Origin of the sequence: Nonlabens sp. YIK11, from assembly GCF_001413925.1 — a bacterium.
Taxonomy (GTDB): Bacteria; Bacteroidota; Bacteroidia; order Flavobacteriales; family Flavobacteriaceae; genus Nonlabens.
In genome coordinates this window covers 370,473-389,534 of the sequence record NZ_LBMJ01000001.1, presented here as the reverse complement: position 1 = coordinate 389,534, position 19,062 = coordinate 370,473, and the positions used below count along the sequence as shown (strand labels likewise).

Annotated in this window: 19 protein-coding genes; 8 read left to right on the top strand and 11 right to left on the bottom strand. The window is 41.2% G+C overall.

The features are described from left to right. Positions 1 to 81 precede the first annotated feature (81 nt). Positions 82 to 921 (top strand): hypothetical protein, encoded by an 840-nt coding sequence (locus tag AAU57_RS01690; RefSeq protein ID WP_055411271.1) that lies wholly within the window; start codon positions 82 to 84, stop codon positions 919 to 921. Here AAU57_RS01690 and AAU57_RS01685 read toward each other — a convergent pair whose 3' ends face one another. Continuing rightward, positions 922 to 1,512 (bottom strand): carboxymuconolactone decarboxylase family protein, encoded by a 591-nt coding sequence (locus tag AAU57_RS01685; RefSeq protein ID WP_055411270.1) that lies wholly within the window; start codon positions 1,510 to 1,512, stop codon positions 922 to 924. Positions 1,513 to 1,595: 83 nt separating this feature from the next. Between AAU57_RS01685 and AAU57_RS01680 the strand changes: the two genes are divergently transcribed. Next, positions 1,596 to 2,528 (top strand): mechanosensitive ion channel family protein, encoded by a 933-nt coding sequence (locus AAU57_RS01680; protein ID WP_055411269.1) that lies wholly within the window; start codon positions 1,596 to 1,598, stop codon positions 2,526 to 2,528. Between the two features lie 36 nt (positions 2,529 to 2,564). Beyond that, complete coding sequence (gene recJ, locus AAU57_RS01675) at positions 2,565 to 4,259, top strand: single-stranded-DNA-specific exonuclease RecJ (RefSeq protein ID WP_055411268.1); 1,695 nt, start codon at positions 2,565 to 2,567, stop codon at positions 4,257 to 4,259. Here the strand turns inward: recJ and AAU57_RS01670 are convergent. The 3 genes from AAU57_RS01670 to AAU57_RS01660 form a co-directional block, all read right to left on the bottom strand. Next, positions 4,242 to 4,652, bottom strand: a complete 411-nt coding sequence (locus AAU57_RS01670; RefSeq protein ID WP_055411267.1) for a two-component system response regulator — start codon at positions 4,650 to 4,652, stop codon at positions 4,242 to 4,244. The two genes, recJ and AAU57_RS01670, sit on opposite strands and share 18 nt — an antisense overlap. A gap of 2 nt (positions 4,653 to 4,654) precedes the next feature. Further along, complete coding sequence (locus tag AAU57_RS01665; protein WP_055411266.1) at positions 4,655 to 6,481, bottom strand: PAS domain-containing sensor histidine kinase; 1,827 nt, start codon at positions 6,479 to 6,481, stop codon at positions 4,655 to 4,657. Positions 6,482 to 6,627: 146 nt separating this feature from the next. Continuing rightward, positions 6,628 to 7,386, bottom strand: coding sequence for a UDP-2,3-diacylglucosamine diphosphatase (locus tag AAU57_RS01660; protein ID WP_055411265.1), 759 nt, complete (start codon positions 7,384 to 7,386; stop codon positions 6,628 to 6,630). A 132-nt stretch (positions 7,387 to 7,518) separates the two neighbouring features. Between AAU57_RS01660 and AAU57_RS01655 the strand changes: the two genes are divergently transcribed. From AAU57_RS01655 to AAU57_RS01640, 4 genes are all read left to right on the top strand, one after another. Further along, complete coding sequence (locus tag AAU57_RS01655; protein ID WP_055411264.1) at positions 7,519 to 8,655, top strand: ATP-binding protein; 1,137 nt, start codon at positions 7,519 to 7,521, stop codon at positions 8,653 to 8,655. Beyond that, entirely contained in the window at positions 8,652 to 9,395 is a 744-nt protein-coding gene (locus AAU57_RS01650) for a metallophosphoesterase family protein (protein ID WP_055411263.1), read from the top strand. The genes AAU57_RS01655 and AAU57_RS01650 overlap by 4 nt, the downstream gene beginning before the upstream one ends. 118 nt (positions 9,396 to 9,513) lie before the next feature. Next, on the top strand, positions 9,514 to 10,644 hold the full coding sequence (locus tag AAU57_RS01645) for an SPFH domain-containing protein (protein WP_055411262.1): 1,131 nt from the start codon (positions 9,514 to 9,516) through the stop codon (positions 10,642 to 10,644). 228 nt (positions 10,645 to 10,872) lie between these two features. Then, on the top strand, positions 10,873 to 11,967 hold the full coding sequence (locus AAU57_RS01640; protein WP_055411261.1) for a hypothetical protein: 1,095 nt from the start codon (positions 10,873 to 10,875) through the stop codon (positions 11,965 to 11,967). 59 nt (positions 11,968 to 12,026) lie between these two features. On the opposite strand, the gene AAU57_RS01635 is transcribed toward AAU57_RS01640, so the two are convergent. From AAU57_RS01635 to AAU57_RS01625, 3 genes are all read right to left on the bottom strand, one after another. After that, on the bottom strand, positions 12,027 to 12,512 hold the full coding sequence (locus AAU57_RS01635) for a hypothetical protein (protein WP_231717749.1): 486 nt from the start codon (positions 12,510 to 12,512) through the stop codon (positions 12,027 to 12,029). Positions 12,513 to 12,609: 97 nt separating this feature from the next. Further along, entirely contained in the window at positions 12,610 to 14,163 is a 1,554-nt protein-coding gene (locus tag AAU57_RS01630) for an aldehyde dehydrogenase family protein (RefSeq protein WP_055411260.1), read from the bottom strand. 18 nt (positions 14,164 to 14,181) lie between these two features. Next, positions 14,182 to 15,177, bottom strand: coding sequence for an NAD(P)H-dependent glycerol-3-phosphate dehydrogenase (locus AAU57_RS01625; protein WP_055411259.1), 996 nt, complete (start codon positions 15,175 to 15,177; stop codon positions 14,182 to 14,184). 206 nt (positions 15,178 to 15,383) lie between these two features. Between AAU57_RS01625 and AAU57_RS01620 the strand changes: the two genes are divergently transcribed. Continuing rightward, positions 15,384 to 16,277 carry a hypothetical protein gene (locus AAU57_RS01620; protein ID WP_055411258.1) on the top strand — a complete coding sequence of 298 codons (894 nt, stop codon included), beginning with the start codon at positions 15,384 to 15,386 and terminating at the stop codon, positions 16,275 to 16,277. Positions 16,278 to 16,355: 78 nt separating this feature from the next. Here the strand turns inward: AAU57_RS01620 and nadD are convergent, their stop codons facing one another. Genes nadD through AAU57_RS01600 form a run of 4 tightly spaced genes read right to left on the bottom strand, consistent with a single transcriptional unit; the run spans position 16,356 to position 19,044 of the window. Beyond that, entirely contained in the window at positions 16,356 to 16,943 is a 588-nt protein-coding gene (gene nadD, locus AAU57_RS01615) for a nicotinate (nicotinamide) nucleotide adenylyltransferase (protein ID WP_055411257.1), read from the bottom strand. Then, the gene (gene gmk, locus AAU57_RS01610) at positions 16,930 to 17,529 is read right to left on the bottom strand and encodes a guanylate kinase (protein ID WP_055411256.1); all 600 of its coding nucleotides are present in this window, start codon (positions 17,527 to 17,529) and stop codon (positions 16,930 to 16,932) included. Before gmk ends, nadD begins: the two co-directional genes overlap by 14 nt. Beyond that, positions 17,529 to 18,395 (bottom strand): YicC/YloC family endoribonuclease, encoded by an 867-nt coding sequence (locus tag AAU57_RS01605; protein WP_055411255.1) that lies wholly within the window; start codon positions 18,393 to 18,395, stop codon positions 17,529 to 17,531. The genes gmk and AAU57_RS01605 overlap by 1 nt, the downstream gene beginning before the upstream one ends. Before the next feature lie 40 nt (positions 18,396 to 18,435). Continuing rightward, a complete protein-coding gene (locus AAU57_RS01600; protein WP_231717748.1) occupies positions 18,436 to 19,044 on the bottom strand; it encodes a Crp/Fnr family transcriptional regulator in 609 nt (202 codons plus the stop codon). Positions 19,045 to 19,062: the final 18 nt, after the last annotated feature.

The window sequence follows — 19,062 nt, the reverse complement described above, 5'->3', positions numbered from 1 at the left end:
ATGCTTTTGCACGATGGTGTTCATCGCATGATAAGCAATCCATTATCTTTACCTTACTCTTATTATAAATAGATTTTTGACATGAAGAAACTGATAGCTGTCCTCTTGTTTTCCTGCTTTTTTTATGCTGGCGCACAATCCATTAATGATTACAAATACGTGGTGGTCGATAATCAGTATGAGTTTCAAAATGAGGCAAACGAGTACCGCTTAAATGAGTTGATGGTTTTTGAATTAAAAAAGTATGGGTTCAATGCCTATCGTAACTCTGAAATTTTACCTGCCGACTTGAATCGCGGCTTATGCAATTCTTTAAAGCTAAATGTGTACAAATCTGGCTGGTTGTCAACGGAATTGTATGCAGAATTAGTAAACTGCGATGGAGAGGTGTTATTCACTACACCATCCGCTCGCAGCAATACAAAGGATTTCCGTAAGGATTATTTTTCCACTGTTCGTGAATCCTTTAAGTCGTTTGAAGATCTGAATTATCAATATACAGGTGATGATCAATATATCGCACCTACCAGACTACTTACCATTCAAGAAGAGCAACAACTCAATAAGGCGAAGGAAACTAAGCCAAAAGAAAATAAAACGGTAGATGTTACTGCTGAGGAAAAATCGAAGACTACACCAGACAATCTAAAGGAAGCATCTAGCGCGCTTCCCGAAGCCATCAAAATGGACTATGAAGATAAAACCATCACCGGCTTATCGATCAAATTCGACAATTCAAAGGATACCTTCCAATTATTCAAGAATGGAGAAGTAGTGGGTTCTGGACGTAAATCTGCTGCTGGGGTTTACCTTATCACTGCGGAATCTTTTACAGGCCTCGGCTTTCAAGATGGTAATAATTTTGTGATCGAATTTGATCAAAATGGTACTACCCAACGTATCGTGCTTGCCAAAAAATAATCACTGATGCTTTCCTACCTCAAACCCGTGTTTTCCTAAAAATTGCTTGCCACTATCAATGGCATCACCTTCTAGCGTGGTCGCCATGCTATCGTTCCACCGGTTGAGGTAACCAAAGAGTGAGATGACGCCCAACATTTCTACGATCTCGCCATCGTCCCAATATTCATGCAAGTTCTTCTTTATATTAGCATCAACGGCATTGGGAATTTGACTCGCTGCAAGAGAAAAATCTAGTGCTGCTCTTTCCGCCGCAGAAAATGCGGGATGTGTTCTATATTCCCAGATATTATCAAGCTGTTCCTGCTCTGCGCCGTAACGTTCTGCTGCTCGAATGGCGTGTGCCTGACAATAGCGGCAACCTGTAGCATTACTGGAAACCCAAGCGATCATTCGCTTCAAGGCGCTGCTAACGCGACCTTCATTTGCCATAACGGCCTTGTTGAGGTTTATGAATGCTTTTGAGATCGCTGGTCTACGTTGCATGGTCAATACTGAGTTAGGGCAAAAGCCCAAAGTCTCATTAAAAAACGCAGCAAGTTCTTTAGTTTCTGGATCGTGATCTGGTGGTAATGGAGTTACTAATGGCATATTTCAATAGGATGATCTGGAAAGTTAGAGAAATTCTTTGATTCATTTTTTCACGTTTACCTTTATGCAATTAAATTGCGATTATGAGAAATAGGTTGGCTTTATTCTTAGGTGTATTCTTTTTGGTAGTAGGTACATTATGGCGACCTATCCTATCATGGATGAATTCCTTGACGGAATTGGACTTCGTGAGATTTGCCAATCAAAGCCGAAACTTTATCATTCTCGGCTTAGCATTCCTATTTGTATTCGTCCTGCGCAAGATCAAAAGCAAATTCCTCAAAAGATTTGATATTCAAGAGGAAAACAACCTTAGAGCCAGAAAGATTCACACCCAAGTTGGTATCCTTGAAAAGATCCTCATTTTCATAACCTTTCTCATAGCGACTGGTCTCATATTACTTTCTTTTGAAAATATAAAGGAAATAGGAATAGGCCTTTTTGCATCTGCTGGTGTGGCTGGGATCATCATAGGTCTATCTGCCCAGAAAATGGTAGGAGCCTTGCTCGCAGGCATACAGATTGCCATCACCCAACCGTTTAGACTAGGTGATGCTGTCGTGGTAGAAGGTGAATGGGGTTGGATTGAAGAGATCAACCTTACCTATGTTGTCGTTAGAATATGGGATAAGAGAAGGCTGGTGTTGCCATCTAGCTACTTTTTGGAAAAGCCATTCCAGAACTGGACTAAAAATAGCGCAGACATCATAGGCACGGTTTTTTTATACACAGACTATAGCGTTCCTTTTGCAGAGCTGCGTGCAGAGCTCACCAGAGTATTGCAGTCAACCGACTTATGGGACGGCGAGGTGAATGTATTACAGGTGACAGACTCCAAAGAATTTTCTATTGAATCCAGAATTCTTGTAAGCGCTAAAAACTCTCCTACAGCCTGGGATTTACGGGTATTTGTGCGTGAAAAGATGATTGAGTTCATTCAAAAGAACTATCCAGAGAGTTTCCCCAGAACGCGAGTGGAACTGAAGGATAAGAAGGCAGATATTCAGACCAGTTGATAAATGAACTTATCTTTGATGTCTTAAAACACCATTTTGCGCTGGACACTCAAACCACCACCAGATCCTGAAAAACAGGAACAACTAGCCCAAGATCTCAATATTGATCCGGTGCTGGCGGGTTTGCTGGTGCAGCGTGGTATAGACGCTTTCGCGAAAGCGAAATCCTTCTTCAGACCATCTCTTAAAGAATTGCATGATCCATTCTTAATGGCAGATATGCAACTTGCGGTGGATCGAATTCTGCAAGCGGTAGAAAACGGTGAAAACATCATGGTATATGGAGATTATGATGTCGACGGAACGACTAGCGTTGCGCTCATTTCCACTTTTTTACAGAGCTTTTATCCTCAAGTATCGACCTATATTCCAGATCGTTATGATGAAGGTTATGGCGTTAGTTACAAAGGGATTGATTATGCTAGTGACAATAATTTTACTCTCATCATTGCCCTGGATTGCGGCGTGAAGGCGATAGATAAAGTGGCCTATGCGCGAGAAAAGGGAATTGATTTTATTATCTGTGACCACCATAGGCCAGGTAAGGAATTACCAGATGCGGTAGCTGTATTGGACCCAAAGCGAGAAGATTGTAACTATCCGTTTGATGAATTGTGCGGTTGTGGTGTTGGGTTCAAATTGTGCCAAGCGATCACAAAGGTCAAAGGATGGGATTTTGAGATATTGATTCCTTATCTGGATCTAGTAGCCACCGCGATAGGCGCAGACATCGTTCCCATGGTAGATGAAAATAGGATACTAACCTATCATGGGCTGCATGTGATCAATACCTGTCCACGACCAGGATTTCAGGCGATCATTTCCCAGCTCACCAAAAGCTCGCTCACGTCTACAGATGTTGTTTTTACTATTGCACCACGCATTAATGCCGCGGGAAGAATGAAACACGGTTTGTTTGCTGTTGAATTACTCACTGCCGAAGATCTTGACACAGCAATAACGCTCGCCAAAGCTATTGAACAAAACAACACAGATCGCAAAGAAACCGATAAATGGATCACTGATGCAGCGCTAGAGCAGATCATTGCCAATGAAGAGAAGAATGGTTTCTCTACGGTCGTTTATGATCCCAGCTGGCACAAAGGTGTTATAGGTATTGTAGCCTCCAGACTTATAGAAACTTATTACAGACCTACCGTCGTCTTTACTAAAAGCGGCGATAAGCTGGCAGCCAGTGTACGTAGCGTTAAAGGTTTTGATGTTTACAATGCGCTAGAGCAATGTTCTGAATATATTGAACAGTATGGTGGTCATAAATATGCGGCTGGTTTGACCATAAAGGAGGAACACTATGAAGGTTTCAAAAAGCGATTTGAAGAAGTAGTTTGTGCCACCATCAAAAATCAAGATCGCACTGAAGAGGTCACTATTGACATGAAGCTGCCGTTAACATCGATCTCACCTAAGTTCTACAGGATCCTAAAACAAATGGAACCTTTTGGTCCTGGTAACATGACGCCCGTTTTTTTTACCGATAACGTGATGGATACTGGTTATGCAAAAGCGGTTGGCGCAGATGGAAAACATCTCAAGGCCTGCATTACTACGGGAAAGAATTCTGCTGTAAAATATAATGCGATAGGATTTAATTTAGGAGATAGAATAAGTTTGATCAATGAAAATCAAACATTTGAGATGGCTTATTCCATTGATGAGAATACCTGGAATAAAGTCACTAGTCTACAACTTAGGTTAAGGGATATCCATTAAGGATTTTGCATTTGCAATCAATTGTAAGAGTGCACTTATGGTAACTGGTTTGACCACAAAGTCTTTGATGTCCTCGTACTTTTTAGCCTTGATCCGGTCATTGGGATCAATAGATGAGCTGATTAAGTAAACGATAATTTCTTTTTTGTCAGCAAACTGTGAGAATTCATCCATAAACTGCCAGCCATCCAGAATAGGCATATTGATGTCTAGCAAGATGATATTAGGATAAGGCAGATTATTTTCCCTGCGGAAATCCAGTTGCTGCTTTGCCTCCAGACCATTGGAAAACGTGTCAATCCTATGGGTCAAATTATTTATTTGCAGGAGTTTTTTTACCGTAAAGGTAAATATACTGTCATCGTCTATGATCCACGTGTAATCTATTGCCATCTCTACAGAGTGATTTTGAATTTAGTACCTACATTTTTTTCACTCTCGACTCTAATCGTTCCGCCCATGGCTTCTATTTGATTTTTTGTCATATAAAGACCTATACCGCGAGCATCTTTGTTCCCGTGAAATGTTTTATACATTCCAAAGATCTTATGTCCATTAAGCTTCATATCAATACCTATACCATTGTCTTCAAAGATGATCCTAGATTTCCCTTTGTGTTTATAGGCCTTGATGGTGATTCTACTGGGTACATCTTTTTTCCTATACTTGATGCTGTTGGTAAGCAAATTTAGAATAATACTTTCCAGGTAAGCCGGTGATGCTGCAACGGTAAAATCATCATCTATTTCTACATCTACATTGATGTGATATTCCTTGATCTGGGAAGATATGTTTTCCATCACCTTAAAAATGTTTTCCTTAAGATAGATGGGACTCAATTCTATCTTCTTGGTGTTGACCGCAACCACATCGTTCAGGTGGCTTATGGTTTCAGCCAGTTGAGAACTGGAAGAAGATAGGAGTTTGATGATATTATTTTGATCCTCAACATCTGTTTCTTGATGATACAAGTTGAGCAAGACTTCAAAATTGCTGGAATGTGATCTCAAATTATGGGAGACAATATGTGCAAAATTGAGAAGCCTCTCATTTTGTTGCTCTACGTACTTGGTAAAGGCTCGCAACTCTTCTTCTTTCTTTTTGATCCCAGATATATCTATGACTTGGATCACTAGGTCGATAGGGTTACCTTGATCGTCATCGATCAATGTCCCTATTACTGAACAAATCACAAACCTTCCTGTAGATTTCTTCAAGTGAATGTCCAGTTCAATACCATCAATCTTATTATTTAAAAGATCAGTGACGGAATTGAATAATTTTGGAAAATCTGCTTTGAGAACAAATCTTTCAAGAGAAGAAGTTTTGATATGGTCGCTATGATAATTGAGCAGCTCACAAATCTTTGGGTTCACTTCAGTAATGCTTAGATCAATAGGATCTACGACCATCATCCCAACTCCGGATGCCTCAAAAACATCGTGAAACTTACGTAGCGCCAGTCTATAGTTTTTTTCAGACTCGACCTTCTCGGTGATGTCTTCAAAAGTTCCATATTGTCTAATGCATTTGCCGTCGACTATTTCTGCCTTCATAACGCTGCGCACCCATCGCTCATGACCTTTTGCAGTGATGATCTGTAACTCTGCCTCAAAACGTTCTCCTGTGTTGTATGATCTAGAAAACAAGTCAGAAACTATTTCTTGATTGACTCCAGGTTTGTAAAAGTCAATACCAGTGGCAACATCAGGAACAAAATCTTTATGAACCTCATGTATCTTTTTTGTGACTCTAGACCAGTAAAGCTCACCGGTATTATGATTCATTTCCCAGGTACCTATTTTTGCCTTGTCTGCCGCATCTAGAAGGAGTTGATGCTCACGATCGACTTTACTTTTGGCATTCATGGTTTCCGTAATGTCCTCAGTTGACATTACCATACCGCTTATTTCACCACGTTCGTTAAAAGTTGGTCCTACAGTCCATTTGATCCATTGAAGGCTACCATCAGATCTTACAAATAAATCTGCTGGGCTGGATTCTGTATTTCCATTTTTCAGGATATCCTGATGTAGTTGTTTCCATTCTTCTCCTATTTCTGGAAAGACGTCATAGTGATTTTTCCCAATAATATCCTCTTGAGGTAAATTATAGTCATTCAACCATTTTGCAGAATAAGCGATGTAATTAAGATCAGTGTCTAGATACGCTATCGCAATAGGAGCTTGCCAAATAGCTTGAAATTGAAGAGATTGATCCATTTTTAGGGGTGTTTTCCTATTAAAGGTAAAAGGTTTCAGCCAATAAAATCTACGTAATTATCACCTAAACGGATTTATCGATTAAAAGTAAATAAATCAGACTAAAAACACAATAGGAATGTTAATGGCGGCCGATGACCGACTCTTTAGTCCTTAAAACGCTTTAATCTGAAGGATTTCCCGTCAAAGTCACCATAAGTATAATAAGAGATCCAGTCACCTAGATTGTAGTATATGGCGTTTTCAGAAATGGAGATCTCCATAGGTAGATGCCTGTGGCCAAAAATGAAATAATCAAAATGCTCTTGCTCCGTTTTACGCTTGGCGTATTGCGCCAGCCATTCTTTCTCATCGCCCAAAAAAACCGCATCATCATCGCCAGAGATCAATTTGTTCTTTACAGAAAGGTGCCGCGCCAGCCTGATGCCTATATCTGGATGGATCCACTTAAAACACCATTGAAAAAAAGGACTTGTAAAAATCTTTTTCATGCGTTTGTAACCCTTGTCGCCAGGTCCTTTACCATCGCCATGACCTATAAAAAACTTCTTGTCGTTAAACTCAAAAACTTGTGGATCGTGATAAACGGGAATGCCCAGTTCTTCTTCAAAATACCCGAACATCCATAAGTCATGGTTACCCACAAAAAAATAAATAGGTATACCGCTATCGCGTATTTCGGCTAGCTTGCCCAACACACGCACCTGTCCTTTAGGAACCACTGTTTTGTACTCAAACCAGAAATCGAACAAATCGCCCAGTAAAAAGATCGCGGCAGCATCTTCCTTAATCATATCCAGCCATTGCAGGAATATTTTCTCACGCGGTTTGCTCAGCTCCTGTGTAGGTGCTCCCAGATGATTGTCACTGGAAAAATAGATTTTTTTACCTTCTGGAATCTGCATGGGTTCAAAGATAGCAATCCCGCAACATATCTAATGGCCCATATTTTGCCTACAGTTACCATAGTGTTAAGCGGTAGTTCGCTTTCGCGAAAGCGATATCAATTTCCATCTCCTTGAACTATATTTAAGTCCATGATCAATAAGCGACTTCTCGTTAAGAACCTACTCGCTCATAATGACGAGAATAGCTTTTATGACAAGAAATTGCGAGTGGATTTGTCTACCAAAGAAGGCAAGGCTAAGTTTCTCAAACACATTTGTGCGCTCTCAAATTCAAATCCTGCAAACAACAGTTACATCGTCGTGGGCGTAGACGACCGCAAGAACGAGATTATAGGCGTAGACTTTTTTGACGATTCAAAATTGCAGAATCTCATCAACGCCTATCTGGACAACCCGCCACTGGTCATGTATGAGAACGTGCCTTTCCCGCATTTACCGGTAGATAAAGTGGTAGGTCTTGTGACGATACGCGCGCAAAAGGGCGTCGTGGCGCTGCGCAAGAATATCTGGAAATACTATGGTGGCGCCGTATTCTTTAGAGATGGCAGCATGTCCATGCCTAAGGATTTTGGGATCAGGGCAAGCGATGTCAACTCACCCATCGTGAATGAAATCGAGAAAAATGCGAGCAATAATATTGAACTCACGCTGGACCGAGTTCAAGATTTTATGAATAGGCGTGAGAATGGTTTGGAAGCTTTTTACAAAGTGTTCAAGGAACAGTTTGTCATTTGCTGGTCTGGAAAAATCAAACGCAAAAAAGATCGTGAGTACTATTATCGAGTCGATATAGAGATGGTCAATGAGCAGGTACGATTGTTTTATAGCGCACTGGATGAGGTTCAAATCTCCTATGACGAGGATAGTTTTAGCATCCTGGAGTTTGTGGAATTAGGATTGGGCGACCGCCATGCGTACCATCCACTGGAGCGTCAAACGTTGCGATTTTTCCCTAATGGCACCTATAAACTGGAGAGTAAGATTTTATTCAACCCGCCATATTACGATCGTCGCACCTTGCATCATATCTATAATACCAATTTATCACTGCTCAATAAGATCAGCAATGATGTACAGCTCAAGGAACAATCCTTGGTCGATTTGCGCAATTTGCCAGAAACCATGCTCATTTGCCACTTCAACAATGTGGGCGAGCCTATAGAAAAAATGAAGGCGGCACGCACGCACCTCAAAAATTTTCCAGATACCTACAAGGCATATAAGGAGTCCTTGCGTATATTGAGAAAAGTAAAATACAATTCTTGAGAACATTAGCAATAGGAGACATACACGGTGGCCATAGAGCCTTGACCCAATTATTGGAAAGAATAGATCCACAACCAGACGACCGTCTTATATTCCTAGGCGACTATGTAGACGGCTGGTCACAAAGTTATGAGGTCATTGAAGAGTTGATATCGCTCAAGCGAAAGCGTGCCAAAAACAATCATACTGCACCCATCTACCTTAGAGGAAATCATGATGAGCTCGTCCTCAATTTTCTGGTAAAGGGACAACAGAACAAACAGTGGTTATTCCATGGCGGCAGCAGTACCGTTACAAGCTATTCCAAACGATCCGATGAAGATATTGCCAGACACGTGGCCTTTCTGACCGAAGAACTGGAGGATTTCCTAGAGCTGGATGGTAATGGCTATTTTCACGCGGGTTTTCATAATTTGAATGGACCGCATCATGAGTACTATAAAAATCTGCCTTATTGGGATCGATCGCTTTGGGAAATGGCACTGTGCATAGACCCAAATCTCTCACAGGACGATCCCAGATTTCCCAACCGTCTCAAATTGTACACAGAGATTTTTATAGGTCATACGCCTACCACACGATTGGAATCTACAAAACCCATTCATGCTGCAAACATCTGGAATGTCGATACTGGAGCTGCGTTTACAGGACCTTTGACCGCATTATGCGTGGAAACTAAGGAAATATGGCAAAGCGACCCGTTGCCAGACTTGTATCCTAACGAGGATGGTCGCAACTAGGGTTTGAACTATGACGCGTTCCTGTCTGCCGACAGGTAAACTCAAAAGCGTAACACTTTCTTCTAAATTTCTACTAATAAACGTAACTTGAAGTGTAGAACCTTAAAAATCAACCAATATGGGAATCTTTGATAAGATAAAAGAAAAGCTCAGTCACGAATTTATCGACATTGTCGAGTGGCTGGATTATACAGATGATACCATCGCCCACCGTTTTGAACGCTATCAAAATGAGATTAAAAATGGAGCAAAGCTTATCGTGCGTGAAGGACAAACTGCTGTTTTTGTCAATGAAGGACAACTAGCCGATGTTTTCAAACCAGGAACCTATGACCTGACCACTCAAAACTTGCCTATTCTTTCCACGCTTAAAGGATGGAAATATGGATTTAATTCGCCATTCAAAGCAGAGGTTTATTTTGCGAATACCCATCTATTTACAGATGAAAAATGGGGTACTAAAAACCCGATTACTCTTAGCGACGAGCGATTTGGTTTGGTCGAGATTAGAGCGTTCGGGACCTATGCGTTCAAAATTGCAGATGCTGGTAAGTTCATTGTTGATATCGTGGGAACCGATAATAACTTCACCAATTTTGAGATCAATGAGCATCTCAAAAGTCTTATCGCTACTAGATTTACAGATACCGTAGGTGAGGCCAATTTACCCATAGAACTATACGCCGCAAACACTTCAGAACTTTCTGAAACCTGTCAGGAAGTGATGCAACCAGAATTCTTAAGCGTTGGAATTTCATTGGAGAAATTCTATATAGAGAATGTTTCCATGCCAGAAGATCTTAAGAAAGAGATCTTTGAATATAGCCGTATCGATAAAATCGACCTTGATAAATTAACTAAATTCAAAACAGCCAAAGCAATTGAAGCCGCTGCTGCAAATGAAGGTGGAACAGCTGGTGCTGGTATGGGAATGGGAATGGGATTTGTGCTCGCGCAGCAAATGGGCGGCATGATGAATCCTCAAATGGGTGGACAACAAGCCACACCACAACAGCAAGCGGCGGCAGGGCCGCCACCTATGCCTCAAGCGGTGCAGTATTTTTATGCGAGCAATGGTGCACAGGCCGGACCAGTTCCTTTTGAACAGCTGCGAGCCCTTTTTGCAGGTAGAACGATCAATAGAGACACACTTATCTGGAAAAGTGGTATGGAAACCTGGAAGCCGCTTAATGAGGTTGAAGAGTTGAAAACGTTCTTAGGCGGCAACACGCCACCGCCTTTACCATAACTCTAAATCTCTCTATTCCTGTTTTGACGTATTAATTGCGAATGGATTGCTATTAAAGAGTTTGCGAAGGAAATTTCAAAGCAGCATAAAGCATTTGAATTTTTAAAGGCTTAAGCGTAATAAGGAATCGACAAAGAGGTTCAGCAAACTATAGCCAAATCAAGAATTGGGATTTTTTGAACTCTATATTTCTTACCCAACAGCAAGTGAATAAGTAATCATCATTATTTGAACCCTAAGGCCACATCAATTTCCGAACGAAAAAAGTCCTGTGTCAACTGTGGCGCAGAGCTTACCTATGAACCTGGTACTGATACGATCACTTGTGATTATTGCGGTCATGTGGAGCAAATCGATCAAGAAGTCCAACCGTTTCAGGAATTAGAGCTGTTGAAATACTTGGAATCTATGGGTGCACAATCGCACTCCATGGAATTGACCATGTTGCAATGCAATAATTGCGGCGCTACCCAGCACATTGAGGATAATTACAAATCATTGCATTGCGTGTATTGCACGATGCCATTGATCATAGAAGACCAATATACCGAGGAATGGATCCTGCCAGGAGCTGTGCTGCCATTTTCCTTTAAGGTAAACAAGGCGCACCAGATTTTCAAAACGTGGGTCGATGGTTTGTGGTGGGCACCTAATAATCTGCAACGCGCCAGTTTAAGTCCAGAGTATACTAAAGGTTTGTACGTTCCCTATTGGACCTTTGACGCACAGCTCGCGTCCAGTTATTCTGGACAGCGAGGTGATTATTATTATGTCACCGTGACGCGTGGGTCTGGAAAGAACAAACGCACGGTTCAAGAACGTCGTACGAGATGGTCTAATGCATCAGGAAATGTGAGTGGTTTTGTGGACGATACGCTGGTCAAAGCGACCAACAATCAAAAAATAAAAATTCCCAATGCTATCGCCAGCTGGAAATTGAGTGACCTCAAAACCTTTGATACTCGATACCTAGCGGGCTACGTCACTGAAAAGTATACGATTCCTTTAAAAGACGGCCATTTAGTAGCTACCGACAAAGCAGAGGAAATTGCCAAAAACTGGATACGCCGCGACATAGGTGGTGACGAGCAGCGCATCACCAGCATGAACATTGATCTTACACAGGAAACGTTCAAGCACATTTTACTGCCACTATATATCAGTTCCTATAATTACAACGGCAAGCGTTACCATTTTTATGTCAACGGCCAGACTGGTGCGATTCACGGCGATCGACCTTATTCGTTTTGGAAGATATTCTTGGCGGTTTTGGCAGGGTTGATCCTGATTGCCGTCATCGCTTATGTTGTGAATTTGAAATGAGGATGGAATGAGTTCGCTTTCGCGAAAGCGAACTTCAAACCATACTTAATCCTACGACTTTAATTGGTGATTTTCTTGAAAATATAGCGGGTCACGTAGATACCGTTGGAGTCTCCATCGCCACTATAGCTTTCTACACCACTGTTTACAAAGGCAAGTTCCCAACCTTGAGAGGCCAGGTCATTGATTTTAGAAGTCACTACGGCATCGTTTGCCGCGATATTCTGAAATCTAATTCCAGCGATATTGAAAAAGTTGAGCAGTTTGGTCTCTTCAAAATCCTTGACACGTATGTCACTACGGTCAGAAGAGTTGCGCTCGTCATCTTCCTCGCTGCGTGTGCTTGTGAAATCGCGATAATCGCGTTGTTCAGTCCCAAAAATCATACGAGATCTTCCTAGACCACTTGGGATAATAGATTCTACCACGGTTACTGTTTGGTACATGTAGATGGGTGATTGAGTGCTTACAGGTACCGCATCTTGTGCCTGGACAAGTGACGTGCCAATTAAGGAAATAGCCAAAAGGAGTGTTTTGAATTTCATGAGAAAATGGTTGGTTAACAAAAAAGCTTTTCAAATAGAACTTCCATTTTAACGGATTCTATTTGAAAAGCTAATTTAGAGATTTTCGGGATCTGTTTTACAGATCAAATTTAATTCCCTGCGCGAGCGGAAGCTCTGTCGTGTAGTTAATAGTGTTGGTTTGTCGTCTCATGTAAACCTTCCAAGCATCACTACCAGATTCACGACCGCCACCGGTATCTTTCTCACCACCAAAGGCTCCACCTATCTCAGCACCGCTGGTTCCTATATTGACGTTTGCAATACCACAATCAGATCCTGCAACGCTTAGGAAGCGTTCTGCTTCTCTTAGGTTATTCGTCATGATGGCGCTAGATAGACCTTGATTCACACCATTTTGAAGTTCCAAAGCGTTTCCTACATCGCCACTGTATTTTAATAAATATAAAACAGGAGCAAAGGTCTCGTGCTGAACAATCTCAAAAGAGTTCTCAGCTTCGGCGATCGCTGGTTTTACATAGCAACCACTTTCATAACCAGCACCTTCTAAAACACCACCTTCTACTATGATTTTGCCGCCTTCTTCAACCACTTTAGTCAAGGCATTTTGATAGCCTTTAACCGCATCTTTATCGATCAACGGTCCTACGTGGTTTTTCTCATCCAGTGGGTTTCCAATTTTTAATTGTTTATAAGCATCTACCACTGCATTCTTCACTTTATCATACATGGATTCATGAATGATCAAACGACGCGTTGAGGTACAACGTTGGCCAGCCGTTCCCACCGCACCAAATACGGCACCTATTACCGTCATTTTAATATCTGCATCTGGAGTGACGATGATGGCATTGTTACCACCTAATTCTAGTAAGGACTTGCCTAATCTTTCACCAACCTTACTCGCAACGATTTTACCCATACGAGTAGAACCGGTGGCACTGATTAAAGGCACGCGCTTATCTGTAGTCATCATTTCGCCTACTTTATAATCACCATTGACTAGACAAGAAATACCTTCTGGAAGGTCATTATCCTTAAGCACTTTTGCGATAATGTTTTGACAAGCGATACCACAAAGCGGTGTTTTCTCACTTGGCTTCCAGATACATACATCACCACAAACCCAGGCAAGTGCCGTATTCCAAGCCCAAACCGCTACTGGGAAGTTAAAAGCGCTAATAATGCCCACGATTCCCAATGGGTGATATTGCTCATACATTCTGTGACCTGGTCGCTCACTGTGCATTGTGAGACCGTGCAATTGTCTGGAAAGACCTACCGCAAAATCACAGATGTCAATCATTTCTTGTACCTCGCCTAATCCTTCTTGATAGGATTTCCCCATTTCATAGGAAACCAATTTACCTAGTGGTTCTTTCAACCTGCGCAGCTCTTCTCCAAACTGACGAACAATCTCACCACGCAACGGCGCTGGCATCATTCTCCAGTCTTTAAAAGCACCTTGAGCGGCGTTTACAACTTTCTCAAAATCGGCTGCAGTCGTAGTGGTCACTCTTGCTATTTCCTGACCGTCTACTGGTGATGAAGAAATGATTTCTTCTCCACTTCCAAAATGGTGATTACCTGTTGAAGTTCCTTTATTTGTGTTTTGAACGCCCAATTGTTGGAGCGCTTCTTCTATACCAAAATCCTTGGCTACGTTTGACATGTACTTTGATTTTAAAATTTAGTCCAGCTTCTCAGCTAGTTTTTTGAAGATCTTTTTTGGATTCTTGTTTTCATATAAGATGTCGTGAACGGCATCAAGAATAGGTGTTTTGGCACCTTGTTTTTGATTGAGCTCATAGGCACTTTTAGTGGCGTAATAACCTTCGGCAATCATGCTCATTTCTAATTGTGCACTGCGTACGGTGTACCCTTTTCCCAGCATGTTGCCGAATAATCGATTACGGGAAAAAATAGAATAACCTGTCACTAGCAAATCACCTAGATAGGCGCTATCATTGATGTTGCGCTTCATTTTGTGCACTTTCTTGATGTAGCGCTTCATCTCTCTTATGGCGTTTGACATCAACACACTCTGGAAATTATCACCATAGCCCAATCCGTGAGCAATACCTGCGGCAATGGCATAGATATTTTTGAGTACGGCGGCATATTCAGTACCTATGATGTCATCACTTATCTTACAATTGATGTAATCGTTCTCAAAATATTCGGCAAGCTCTTTTGCCTTGGTCTCATCTGCAAAGGCCACGGTGAGATACGATAGTCTTTCCAGAGCCACTTCTTCTGCATGGCAAGGTCCAGTTAGGACGCCTATATCATCCATGTCTACGTTGTGATGCTGGTTGAAATATTCACCTACAATAAGACCGGTTTCTGGAACGATACCTTTAATGGCAGACACGACGCGTTTACCCTCAAAAGAAACGGTAAGCGCAGAAAGCTCTGAATGCAAAAAGGCACTGGGAATGGCAAATATGCACACATCTGCATACGCCACTATTTCATTGATGTCATTGGATAGCTTGAGCCTGTCCACATCAAATTCTACACTGCTTAAATAACTGGGATTATGATCGTTGCGCTTGATGTGCTCGATGGCATACACACTGCGCATGTACCACCCAACTTCATCCATACTTTCGGTAAGCATTTTTACAATTGCTGTGGCCCAGCTACCGCCACCTAGGACGGCTATTTTGAGTGTTTTTTCCATAGAAAAGTGTGTATTTGTAAAGATACCATTTTTGAAAGGACTGTTTTTTGAGAATTTGTCAACCTATGGAATGGTTAAATGAGGCGATGGAGAGAGTTCGCTTTCGCGAAAGCGAAACAATCATTCATAACCATCAGTAAATCAATACGATATAATAATGGCACGATTTTCGAAAACGTTGTAGTGAACTTTAAAAGGATACCGATATGAAATCAATAACTACTCTCTTAGGCGGATTTGCCCTTGCCATCACCCTTGTAAGTTGTGATGCAGAACTTATCATAGGCGATCCAGTAGTAGAACCTACACTTAACGAGGTTCTTTCTTCTCATGATGTATGGTATCTGGACTTGAATAGTGCCCAAGGTAACCTGGACATTCCATTCATGACTCGTGCCTTTACCTTGACATTTGAATATGGAACGCTCTATGCCAACAATAATCTTGTGGGATTGGGTCGTGCAGGATCTGGAATAGGCATTGATGTAGGTGTTTATGATACTTACTTTGATACGTTGACTATTGATCACGACATTGATGGCGTTCATGAATTTGATGTGTATGTCAACAGCTTTAACCGCATTGAACTTAGGGATACCTATAGTGGCACTCGATACTTTCTGGATGGGTACAGCACGAGTACGTTTGACTATGATAAATTATTTTACAACAACATCCAGTATTTCTTGCAGGAGTATGGTGCCTGGGAAAAAACCTATACCAGCAATGCAGGTGCGATCAATGAATTTGACCAGGAAAACTACTTAAGATTTAGACCTGGAACCAATGCAGATGTATTTCAGAGCTCACAAGATCGCAATGCGATGACGACTGGAAGTATATTTTGGGATTACAACGGTGAATACTGGGTTGAGGACGCCTCACCAGGCTCACTTAACAAGCATTTAACGCTCGATTATGATTTTTTAGGCAATGATTATTTCGACCTTTACGTGATCGATGATAAAACGATAGAATTATATCATATATCATCTGGTACTACCTATGAATTCAAGGGTAGAAACTTTATACAGTACAAGAGTAGCGTGGCTACAAAATCTAGATTACTGGATGTAGATCGCGCAAGAAAAGAAAAATAAAAGTTTCTAGTTAAGAAACTGAAGATTTGGTTGGTTGGAAGCCGCCTGTAAACCTTTCAAAAGGTTGCGGGCGGTTTTTTACTGGTAGAAGTTCATCTCTGTGATGTAGGTGTTTACTTCTTGATGCAAGAAGTATCTAAGGTCTTGGCCACTGGCGATTCCATTTCTAATCATGGTAGAAGAAATCTCCATGATAGGAGCATCAATTTTTTGTATGCTGGGATGGTCGATCAATTCCAACGGTACCTCGCCAGCAGATATTCTAGGATAGACAATGATGCTGTAGTCTTCTAGAAGCACTTTGTAATTCTTCCACTTAGGTAGGCTCTTCAAATTATCTTCACCCATGATCAGGACAAAATCTGTATCAGGATATTTTTCCTTTAGATGTGCTAAGGTGTTTACCGTGTAATTGGGCTGTGGTAAATTGAACTCTATCTGACTGGGCTTGATTTTTAGATAATCGTCTACGGCAAGATGTACCATGTGCAGCCGTTGATAATCATCTAATAAGGTACTCTTCTTTTTTAAAGGATTATGAGGTGTGACTACCATCCAGATTTCCTTCAAATCGCTGTTTTCCACCAGATAATTTGCAATGGCCAAGTGGCCTATGTGAATAGGATTGAACGTGCCAAAATAGAGTCCTACCTTACTCTTCTTCATCTCTAGGTACTGGTTGATTGATAAAGTCTTTTACTACTTGAATGGCGCGTTCTTTGGCTAAATTAAGATCGTCATTCTTAATAATGATATCAAACTGCGGTGCGGTGGCCATTTCTGTACTGGCTTTTGCAACGCGCATAGCAATTTTTTCTGGGGTTTCGGTCTTACGCTTTTTGAGTCTTATCTGAAGCTCATTAATAGAAGGTGGCTTTACAAAAATGGCCAAAGTACGTTCTGGGAATTTTTTCTTAAGCCTCAATCCACCTACTACGTCAATATCAAAAATAACGTGTTTACCTAAGGCCCAAATACGCTCTACTTCTGACTTCAAAGTACCATAAAACTGATCTCTATAGACTTCTTCAAATTCTAGGAACTCTTCTTTTCTTATCCTGTTCTTAAACTCTTTCAAGCCAAGAAAGTAGTAATCCTTACCGTCAACTTCTCCTGTTCTAGGTTCTCTAGAGGCAGCACTGATAGAGAAAGCGAGGTTGAGTTCCTTTTGTTTTAATAGATGCCTTACTAGAGTTGTTTTTCCTGCTCCTGACGGTGCGCTAAACACGATTAATTTTGGCTGTATTTCCATTACAGTACGTTAAGCATTTGTTCTTTAATCTTCTCCAGTTCATCTTTCATTTGAACCACTTTTTGCTGCATGGATGCATGATTCGCTTTACTACCTATGGTATTAATTTCGCGACCTATCTCTTGGGAAATAAAAGCTAATTTTTTGCCTTGAGAAGTATCTGCCTGCATGGTTTCCTTGAAATAGTTGAGGTGGTTGTTGAGCCTCACTTTTTCTTCTGTGATGTCATATTTCTCTAGATAATAGATCAATTCCTGCTCAAACCTATTTTCATCAACTTTCTCTTTTAGGTCAGCTACGGCTTTTTCAAGTCTGGTACGTATGCCGTCAAGTCGTTCCTTATCGTCAACGATGACGTCATCCAGTAACTGTGCGATGTTATCAATACGATTGGTAAATTCCTCTCTTAGGATTTCGCCTTCGTTTTTGCGATAATCATTGACCGCATCAAGACCTTCTTGAACTGTTTTTAGAACGACATCAAATTCAGAATCTTCCACTTCTTCTTGAGTTGTCAGGAAAACATCTGGAAAGGTGGAAGCGATCTGTACGAGTTGTATTTTGTTATCGGAGTCTAGATTTTTGATCTGAGACAATTGATCAATGTATTGCTCGATTTGATCAATATTCAAAGTTTGTCCCGTCTTGCCGCTGGTATTTTCTATGTGCAGGGCAAGGTCGATCTTACCTCTGGAAAGCTGGGCGGCAGCTATTTTTCTAATCTCTAATTCCTTCTCACGATACGCGTTGGGAATCCTTAGATTAAGATCAAGGTTCTTGCTATTTAAGGTGCGTATCTCTACGGTAATCTTGCGTTGTGGTAGTTGCTGGACAGCTTTACCATATCCAGTCATGGAAATAATCATGCGCTCATTTTAGGCCAGCAAAGATAATGAATGCAAATGCTTAGTGCATATCTACGCTCTCAGGATCCAGCTTACTGCGCAGACGACTTAAAGATTGTTGTCTAATTCCCAAATAAGAAGCGATGTCTTTAAGTGGTAGGCGCTCTTCCATATCCTTGTAACGCTCCATAAATTTTAGATAGCGTGTGGTCGCGTCGTTGGTAATCATACGAGACTTTTCATCCAGTAGGTTATGGTACCTTTTGAGCATGAGCTTTTGAAATGCGGGAAGCAATCCTGGATAAAGTTTGTTGATGTAGGTGAAGTCTTGATGGTTAAAGCACAATACCTCTCCAGACTCAACGCATTGGATTTGAATATTGGAAGGTGTCTGGTCCACAAAACTATACATGGATGTCATCACATCGTTCTCTGCCACAAATCTAGTGGTGTGTAAATCTCCATATTCATCAATGATGGAACCTTTAAGTATGCCAGACTTGATGAAGTAAATGTTGTCACACACCTCACCTAGATGAAGCAAGACTTGTTTCTTCTTGATTTTTTTAACCTCAAGCATGCTGAAAATTTCAGTAGCATACTTAATGGAAGGCAAATCATCTTCTCCAGTTAAATCATGTAGGAAATCTGGTAACTCCATTGTACTCATCTTTATCTTTGTAAATAT

Coding starts and splice junctions, on each gene's coding strand:
- AAU57_RS01685 (WP_055411270.1), bottom strand. CDS start 1,512: ATGCCATTAGTAACTCCATTACCACCAGATCACGATCCAGAAACTAAA.
- AAU57_RS01645 (WP_055411262.1), top strand. CDS start 9,514: ATGGGAATCTTTGATAAGATAAAAGAAAAGCTCAGTCACGAATTTATC.
- AAU57_RS01680 (WP_055411269.1), top strand. CDS start 1,596: ATGAGAAATAGGTTGGCTTTATTCTTAGGTGTATTCTTTTTGGTAGTA.
- AAU57_RS01620 (WP_055411258.1), top strand. CDS start 15,384: ATGAAATCAATAACTACTCTCTTAGGCGGATTTGCCCTTGCCATCACC.
- AAU57_RS01635 (WP_231717749.1), bottom strand. CDS start 12,512: ATGAAATTCAAAACACTCCTTTTGGCTATTTCCTTAATTGGCACGTCA.
- nadD (WP_055411257.1), bottom strand. CDS start 16,943: ATGAAGAAGAGTAAGGTAGGACTCTATTTTGGCACGTTCAATCCTATT.
- AAU57_RS01655 (WP_055411264.1), top strand. CDS start 7,519: ATGATCAATAAGCGACTTCTCGTTAAGAACCTACTCGCTCATAATGAC.
- AAU57_RS01690 (WP_055411271.1), top strand. CDS start 82: ATGAAGAAACTGATAGCTGTCCTCTTGTTTTCCTGCTTTTTTTATGCT.
- gmk (WP_055411256.1), bottom strand. CDS start 17,529: ATGGAAATACAGCCAAAATTAATCGTGTTTAGCGCACCGTCAGGAGCA.
- AAU57_RS01600 (WP_231717748.1), bottom strand. CDS start 19,044: ATGAGTACAATGGAGTTACCAGATTTCCTACATGATTTAACTGGAGAA.
- AAU57_RS01605 (WP_055411255.1), bottom strand. CDS start 18,395: ATGATTATTTCCATGACTGGATATGGTAAAGCTGTCCAGCAACTACCA.
- AAU57_RS01665 (WP_055411266.1), bottom strand. CDS start 6,481: ATGGATCAATCTCTTCAATTTCAAGCTATTTGGCAAGCTCCTATTGCG.
- AAU57_RS01625 (WP_055411259.1), bottom strand. CDS start 15,177: ATGGAAAAAACACTCAAAATAGCCGTCCTAGGTGGCGGTAGCTGGGCC.
- AAU57_RS01670 (WP_055411267.1), bottom strand. CDS start 4,652: ATGGCAATAGATTACACGTGGATCATAGACGATGACAGTATATTTACC.
- AAU57_RS01660 (WP_055411265.1), bottom strand. CDS start 7,386: ATGCAGATTCCAGAAGGTAAAAAAATCTATTTTTCCAGTGACAATCAT.
- AAU57_RS01630 (WP_055411260.1), bottom strand. CDS start 14,163: ATGTCAAACGTAGCCAAGGATTTTGGTATAGAAGAAGCGCTCCAACAA.